The organism is Desulfomarina sp. (genome assembly GCF_054039375.1).
In genome coordinates, this window is the sequence record NZ_JBPLBA010000011.1 from 1 (window position 1) to 7,293 (window position 7,293).

7 protein-coding genes are annotated in these 7,293 nt (G+C 48.9%); all 7 read left to right on the plus strand.

Translation table 11 applies throughout. The features are described from left to right. Positions 1-81 precede the first annotated feature (81 nt). The 7 genes from ACXLDX_RS00585 to ACXLDX_RS00615 all read left to right on the plus strand — a co-directional run bounded on the left by ACXLDX_RS00585 (position 82) and on the right by ACXLDX_RS00615 (position 7,255). Positions 82-159: a PEP-CTERM sorting domain-containing protein gene (locus ACXLDX_RS00585; RefSeq protein WP_457575249.1), complete on the plus strand. Its 78-nt coding sequence runs from the start codon at positions 82-84 to the stop codon at positions 157-159. Between the two features lie 632 nt (positions 160-791). Beyond that, on the plus strand, positions 792-1,376 hold the full coding sequence (locus ACXLDX_RS00590) for a flavodoxin family protein (protein ID WP_457575243.1): 585 nt from the start codon (positions 792-794) through the stop codon (positions 1,374-1,376). Then, complete coding sequence (locus ACXLDX_RS00595) at positions 1,373-2,185, plus strand: hypothetical protein (RefSeq protein ID WP_457575244.1); 813 nt, start codon at positions 1,373-1,375, stop codon at positions 2,183-2,185. Before ACXLDX_RS00590 ends, ACXLDX_RS00595 begins: the two co-directional genes overlap by 4 nt. Positions 2,186-2,352: 167 nt before the next feature. Next, positions 2,353-4,029 (plus strand): glycerol-3-phosphate dehydrogenase/oxidase, encoded by a 1,677-nt coding sequence (locus ACXLDX_RS00600; protein WP_457575245.1) that lies wholly within the window; start codon positions 2,353-2,355, stop codon positions 4,027-4,029. After that, a complete protein-coding gene (locus tag ACXLDX_RS00605; RefSeq protein ID WP_457575246.1) occupies positions 4,007-4,801 on the plus strand; it encodes a class I SAM-dependent methyltransferase in 795 nt (264 codons plus the stop codon). The genes ACXLDX_RS00600 and ACXLDX_RS00605 overlap by 23 nt, the downstream gene beginning before the upstream one ends. Beyond that, complete coding sequence (locus ACXLDX_RS00610) at positions 4,773-5,978, plus strand: glycosyltransferase family 4 protein (protein ID WP_457575247.1); 1,206 nt, start codon at positions 4,773-4,775, stop codon at positions 5,976-5,978. The genes ACXLDX_RS00605 and ACXLDX_RS00610 overlap by 29 nt, the downstream gene beginning before the upstream one ends. 296 nt (positions 5,979-6,274) lie before the next feature. Next, positions 6,275-7,255, plus strand: coding sequence for an NAD-dependent epimerase/dehydratase family protein (locus tag ACXLDX_RS00615; RefSeq protein WP_457575248.1), 981 nt, complete (start codon positions 6,275-6,277; stop codon positions 7,253-7,255). Positions 7,256-7,293: the final 38 nt, after the last annotated feature.

Genomic DNA, 7,293 nt, shown 5'->3' on the forward strand with positions numbered 1-7,293 from the left:
ATAGAGCTTGACCCTGACAGCTTTTTTGTTGCCTATGCTCCATGGTGTGACAATGATATTATCGGTGGCGGAACGGCGCCTGTGCCTGAGCCAGCCACCATGCTGCTCTTCGGTGCGGGGCTTGTCGGCCTTGCCGGTTTTGGCAGAAGAAAAAAATAGCTGACTGCAATTACATAGAAACGGGTTCTCCCTGTAAAAACAGGGAGACTCTAAAAGAGGCAACACCCCCGGGCGCAGGGTGCTGCCTCTTTTTTTGTCTATTATTCATCCGTTTTTTTTGTAATTGGTCACAAGGGTAGCAACTCTGTGGTTTTATTACCTCTGAACTGTAATTGCTCACAGGTGCCGCAGATTTTTACAGGCTCTTTTGTTCGCTATAGCCAACCTATGCGGACAAAAGAGACCGTGAAAAGCTGGGGTGCCTGTGAGCAATTACGTTTTTTTCAAAAGGATTTCATCATCATGCTTGCCAAAAAGGGCTAATCTGCATACTATCCCGTCTGGAGGAGATTTTCTTTCTTTTTTCAAGGTACCCTTAAGTGTAACTGGTCACAGGGGGTGCAAGTTGTTGATTTTATTCCTTCTGAACCAATGTGTCCCATTCTGACCTTGGCGGTGGGTGTCTGCAGCCAAGCCCCCAGGGACGGATTTATGGCGTCCCTCGGACGAGGTCGGAATGGGACACATCGCATAAGTTAACGACATTGACTTCAGAGACAAAAAACACAGAGTTATTAACCCGGTGAGTAATTTCCCGTTACCATTGATTACGGAGAAAAGGAGGATATTCCATGAATATGCTTGTCCTGCTCGGAAGTCCCAGAAAAAACGGAAACAGTGAAACAACTGCAAAAACTGTGGCAGCCGCTTTTGAAAAAAATGGCGGCTCGGTGGAATATGTCCGGCTCAATGACCTGTCTCTACGCCCTTGCCAGGGTTGCGGAGGATGCGATAAAAGCGGTATGTGTGTGATCAACGATGATATGATCGGCCTGTATGAGCAGGTTGATGCGGCAGACTCTGTTCTCCTCGTCAGTCCTGTTTATTTTTATGGTCTTTCGGCCCAATGCAAGATTTTCGGTGACAGAATGCAGGCCAGGTGGGCCAGAAAATATCTGCTGAAGGAACGATGGCGTGAAGGTGAGACGCGAAAAGGTTACCTGCTTTCTACCGCAGCCACCAGGGGGGCAAAGATTTTTGACTGCTCTGTTCTGACCAGTCGCTATATTTTTGATGCCATGGATGTGGAATATGGTGGTGAGTTACTCATTAAAGGTGTGGACAAGAGAAAAGCTGTTCTCGACCATCCGGACGAGATAAAGAGAGCCGAAGATTTCGGTCTGGAGATTGTTTCGGCAATCAGGGACGGGAAATGATTCTTTTTGATGGCCATGCTCATATTTACGACTGTTTTGACCTGGATGTCTTTGTTCGTGCTGCTTTTAGGAACTTTACGGAGGCTGCCGGGAGAATTCAAGGAAGCAGAGAGCAACTGACAGGATTCATATTTTTGACCGAATCCGCTGGTCTCAATTATTTTGCGTATTTTCAGACGCTGGCCGGGGAGGATGGAGAATATCAATGGCGCGTCACGCGGAGTCAGTGTGGTTCGCTGGTGATCAGTCATCCCGAGTGGATGGCGTTGTCGCTGGTACTGGTTCACGGAAGACAACTTGTTACAGAGGAACGTCTTGAGCTATTGGCCTTGTTCTGTGACAGGGATCTTGATGATGGCATGGATCTCGATACTGCAGCTATTGCGGTGCGGGAAGCCGGAGGTATCCCTGTCTGTCCGTGGGGTACCGGAAAGTGGCTTGGAAAACGCGGTAAAAGGCTTGCTGAAAGTTTATCGTGTCGCGACGAAAATGGTTTATTCCTGGGAGACAGCGGTGTCAGGCCCTCCATCTGGCCGTTTCCCTCGAGGTTACAATCATCAGGAAAGGAAAAAACCGCCCTGCTCTCCGGAACGGATCCGCTGCCGGTATCCGGAGAAGAAAAGCGTGTCGGCAGTTTCGGCGGATGTTTGCCCCATGAAGGAATAAAAAATATGGACAAGCCGGCCCATGAACTGAAAAAACTTCTGCTGCACCGTAACTGTCAGGTGGTTCCCTTTGGCAGATCTCAGCATATCTGCACATTTTTAAAAAATCAGTTGATGTTGCGTGTAAACAGAAAACATAGATAAACCGGCATGGCCGGACTCTATGGCTCGGCCACAAAAAGTCAATGAAAATCCCGACTGCGGCGATACAACCCTCAGCCGCGGATTTTCAGATAAACAGCAGGCTGAGTTTTGTACGAAATGAGGGAAACAATCAGTTATTAACCATGTGAGCAGTTGCGATAAAGTTTATGAAGAGAGAAAGAGAACGGTTGCTGACGACCCGTTTTGATATAGTCATTATCGGAGGAGGTATTCATGGTGCCGTCCTGGCCATGGAAGCGGCCAGGGCCGGTTATACAGTCGCCCTTCTGGAAAAAGGGGATTTCGGACACGCCACCTCTGCCAACAGCCTGAAAATTATTCATGGTGGTATCCGTTATCTCCAGCATGGGGATTTCAAAAGGATGCGTGAGTCTATTGTCTCCAGAAGAGCAATGATGTCCTTTGCGCCCCACCTGGTCAAACCTCTGGCCTGTCTTATGCCCACCTATGGTCATGGTGTCAGGGGCAGGGAAATGATGCGGCTCGCCTTTGGAATTTATGACCTGGTTGCTTTCGACAGGAACAGGGGGCTGATCAGAGAAAATCATCTTCCTGCCGGGACTTCGCTGTCGGTTGACGAGTGCAGATGGATTGTACCGGGAATAGACGAGGAAAATCTCACGGGTGGTGCTGTCTGGTACGACGCTATTGCCGAGAACAGTGAACGGTTGACTTTGGAATATGTCAGGGAAAGTGCAAAATATGGCGGCTGTATGGCAAACTATATGGAGGTTCTCTCCCTGGAAAAAAATGGAAACCAGCTTTGCGGGCTGCGGGTCAGGGATCTTCTCAATAACAGCGAGTTCACCCTCTCCTGTTCCCTGGCGGTCAATGCCTGTGGACCGCAGGTAGGTCTGCTCTCCGGTACGGAATCCGGAGTGGCCGGGCAGAAATGGGCTGCAGCCATTAATATCATAGTGAAAAAAAAGCTGTTCAAACGCTATGGTGTGGGGCTTGAGGGGTATACGGATTATGTGGACAGGGACGCTGTAATTAAGCGGGGAAAGCGGCTCTTTTTCTTTGTCCCCTGGCGCAAAGAGTATACAATGATCGGTACGGCTTATAAGCCCTGGACAGGTCCGGCTGATCAGTTTTCTCTCGGGGGAGAAGATATTAATGAGGTTCTGTTGGAGATCAATAAGATCTACCCTCCGGGGAAGTTGTCCATGGACGATGTGACTTTTTTTCATGGCGGAATTCTGCCTATGAAAGAGGCGGATACGCAAAAACCTGACAGCGTTCAGCTGAATAAATCTTCAGAAGTACTTTTCCATGGGAAAGAAGGTGGAGTAAAAGGACTTATTACCATCAAGGGTGTAAAATACACAACTGCCCCTGATATTGCCGGGCGGGTCCTGGCCGGCATTCGCAGGTTGAAGATGCTTCCGGAAAAAACGGAGGCAGCATATAGAGTGAGCCGAAAAAGGCCCAGAACTGATTTCGGACCGCTGATCCGTGAACTCGGGGAAGAATATATTGAGATTCGTTCTCACCTGCAATCTGTTTACGGTTCTGCCTGGCGGGATGTTTTTGCTTTCCTGGTGGAGCGTGGCGGGTTTCGGGACGGCAGAGTTCAGCGGGTGAGTGACAATCCGCTTCTTCTTGAGGCGGAGGTTCTCTATTTTATTGCCGAGGAGATGGCAGTCAATCTGGCTGATGTGGTGTTCAGAAGGTCGTGCCTCGGTTCTGCGGAATGCCCTCCTCCCCATGTTCTTCAGAACCTTGCCCGAATCATGGGCCGGGTTCTGGACTGGACAAAAGAGGAGGAAGCCTCACAGATAGCGCAGGTGGAGCGTTGTTATGTTACATGGAATAAATCATAAAGCTGTTGTGGAACCTGGGAAGATAAACATGTTTCAGGAAACAGCGGATATAGAGACAGCTACAGCCGATTACGCGTCACGGTTCAAAGGTGTTGCCGGTGAATTCTTTCTTGAAAGGCAGCTTGCGATAACCCTGGACCTGCTTGAAGGATTGCCCAAGGCAAGGGTTCTTGATGTGGGTGGGGGGCACGCTCAACTTGCCGAGCCCCTTGTCCATAGAGGGTTTGACGTGACGGTGACCGGGAGTGCGGACAGTTGCAGAACACGCCTTGACCAGCGGCTTGCCCCTGACAGTTTTGAGTATCTTACCTGTGATTCTCTTAACCTGCCCTTTGATGATAACAGTTTTGAAGTGGTCATGGCATTTCGTTACCTTCCCCATGCCGGGAGGTGGCGGGAGCTGATGGCGGAACTGTGCCGGGTGGCACAGAGATGTGTTATTGTAGATTACCCGGACAGGAGGAGCACTAATATTCTTTATGAACAGTTTTTCGGTATGAAAAAGAGAATGGAGGGAAATACCCGGCCGTTCACCCTCTTTTCCAGGGGTGAGATAGCAGCAGAATTTAAAAAGAACGGTTGTGGCAGAATAGTGTTCAGGCCTGAATTTCTTCTACCGATGGTTGTCCACCGGAAGGTGAAAAACAGGTTTTTTTCTACCCTTGTTGAGGGGTGCTGCAGGTTGACCGGAGCAACACATTTTTTTGGTTCTCCTGTCATTGTCCGTGCAGACCTGGAGAAGCGTGGAGAGGGAGATGGCGGTGGCGGCTGATACGGTTTTTACCGGCAGAAAGATACTGATCCTTGCCCCCCAGCCTTTTTACCAGGAAAGAGGTACGCCAATTGCTGTGAAACTGCTGGCGGAAGAGCTGGCCCGCCTCGGTTTTGATGTGCATCTGCTTGTCTTCCACGAAGGCGAAGATATCGTTATGGATGGTGTGACCCTGCACAGGATTCCGGCAATTGCAGGAATCAAGAATATTCCACCCTCTATTTCAATAAAAAAAATCGTCTGCGACGGAGTGATGTTTTTTTCCATGCTTCGTCTGCTGAAAAAATATGATTTTGACCTGGTTCACGCGGTGGAGGAAGCTGTTTTTCTTGCCAGGGCCGTTTCTTTTTTTTCAGGAATTCCATATGTATATGATATGGATTCTTCCCTTGTTATCCAGATAGTTGACAAGCTTTCTTTTCTTCGCCCCTTTCGACCATTGCTCACCTTTTTTGAAAGAAGTGCTGTCCGGGGCAGTATCGGAGTTGCAGCGGTGTGCCGTGAACTGGAGGATATTGCCGGTGAATATGATCCGGAAAAGAGAATTGTCCGGTTGGAGGATATCAGCCTGCTGGATGAAAATGCCCATTCGGATGAGTTGCTGAGAAAAAGATACGCAATTTCCGGGCCGATTATGCTTTACGTGGGAAATCTTGAAGGATACCAGGGAATAGACTTGCTCCTGGAAAGCTTCCGACTGGCCCGGCAGCAGGGGTGTGGGGGCAGTCTGGTGATAATCGGCGGGACAGAAGAAACAATAGCCCATTACAGGGCAAAGGCGGTAACACTTGGTATCGGGGAGCACACTTTTTTCTGTGGTATGCGGCCGGTGGCTCTTCTGGCCCATTATCTCAGACAGGCCGATATCCTGCTTTCCCCCCGTATCCAGGGGAACAATACCCCCATGAAACTGTATTCCTATCTTGCCTCCGGCAAGGTGGTTCTGGCAACCAGACTACCGACCCATACCCAGGTCCTGAATGACGGTTTTGCCTGCCTTGTGGAACCGGATCCAGAGAGTATGGCCGCGGGTATGGTCACTTTACTCAGAGATCGGGATCTTCGGGAAGAGCTGGGAAAAAAAGGCAGAGAGGTGGCGGAACAGAACCATTCAATTGAGTCTTTTCGGCAGAAATTGAAAGAGTTTTATCGAGGTATCATTCATGATATCAGTTGAAATCTCTGGATTGTCCATGAAACTCAGCCAGATTCATAAGTGTCAGGCTGGTTTATATCATAATATTGAAAATCCTGACGGTGGCGAAACGATCTTCCGAGTTGGATTTATAAGAAAAAAGGTAATTACTCACAGGTACCCCAGCTTTTCACGGTCTCTTTCGTCCGCATAGGTAGGCTATAGCGAACAAAAGAGCCTGTAAAAATCTGCGGCACCTGTGAGCAATTACAGTTCAGAGGTAATAAAATCATATAATTGCTACCCCTGTGAGTAGTTACGAAAAAAGAAAAGGAAAAATGAAAATTCTCGTTACCGGGGCAACCGGTTTTACAGGTCATAATCTCAGTAAAAAATTATTGTCGGACGGCCATGAAGTAAAGGTGCTGGTACGGTCAGCTGTAAGGGTTACACTGCCGGAGAGCAGCAGTCTTGAAATCATTGAAGGGGATATCCGGGACCGGGATTCAGTGGAAAAAGCAGTGGCCGGATGTGAAAAGGTTTTTAATATTGCCGCAATGTTCAGGACAGCCGGTTCCGTTGATCAGGATTATCAGGACATTCATGTCAAGGGTACCCGTTATCTGCTGGAGGCCGCGGTAAAAAATGGCGTTAAACGATTTGTACATTGCAGTACCGTGGGTGTGCATGGCGATGTTAAAGAACCGCCGGCACGGGAGGATTCTCCCTACGCACCGGCCGATATCTATCAGAGAACAAAACTGGAGGGCGAGCTGTTCGCCCATGAGTTTGCCCGGAAAAATGATCTTGCCCTGTCTGTGGTGCGTCCCACTGCCATCTATGGTCCAGGGGACATGCGGTTGCTGAAGCTCTTCAAACTGGCGGTGAAGAAGGTTACTCCGGTGATCGGTGCCGGAAAGATATATTATCACATGGTTTATATTGATGATCTGGTGGACGGGTTTATTCTGGCCTCGGAAAAGGAGGAGGCAATAGGTGAATCTTTCATAATCGGCGGAGACGAAAACCTCCAGCTCAATGCCCTGCTGGATACAATTGCCCGAATAAACGGCGGTTCCGAGTTAAAGGTTCATGTTCCCGCACTGCCGTTCCAGCTGGTCGGGAGCCTCTGTGAGAAGATCTGTATTCCCTTGGGAATTGAACCTCCCATTTACAGGAGGAGAGTTGATTTTTTTACCAAGAGTCGCTCTTTTGATATAACCAAGGCCAAAAAGCTCCTTGGTTATGCACCGAAAGTCGGTTTACTGGAAGGGTTGCGCAATACTGCCGAATGGTATAAATCCGAGGGGTTGCTCTGAATATGGATGAAATTCAGTCTGTCATTTTGTAATTACTC

What these genes read in the sequence shown, in the direction of transcription:
- ACXLDX_RS00600 (WP_457575245.1), top strand. Translation starts at nt 2,353, where the DNA reads ATGAAGAGAGAAAGAGAACGGTTGCTGACGACCCGTTTTGATATAGTC.
- ACXLDX_RS00615 (WP_457575248.1), top strand. Translation starts at nt 6,275, where the DNA reads ATGAAAATTCTCGTTACCGGGGCAACCGGTTTTACAGGTCATAATCTC.
- ACXLDX_RS00605 (WP_457575246.1), top strand. Translation starts at nt 4,007, where the DNA reads ATGTTACATGGAATAAATCATAAAGCTGTTGTGGAACCTGGGAAGATA.
- ACXLDX_RS00590 (WP_457575243.1), top strand. Translation starts at nt 792, where the DNA reads ATGAATATGCTTGTCCTGCTCGGAAGTCCCAGAAAAAACGGAAACAGT.
- ACXLDX_RS00595 (WP_457575244.1), top strand. Translation starts at nt 1,373, where the DNA reads ATGATTCTTTTTGATGGCCATGCTCATATTTACGACTGTTTTGACCTG.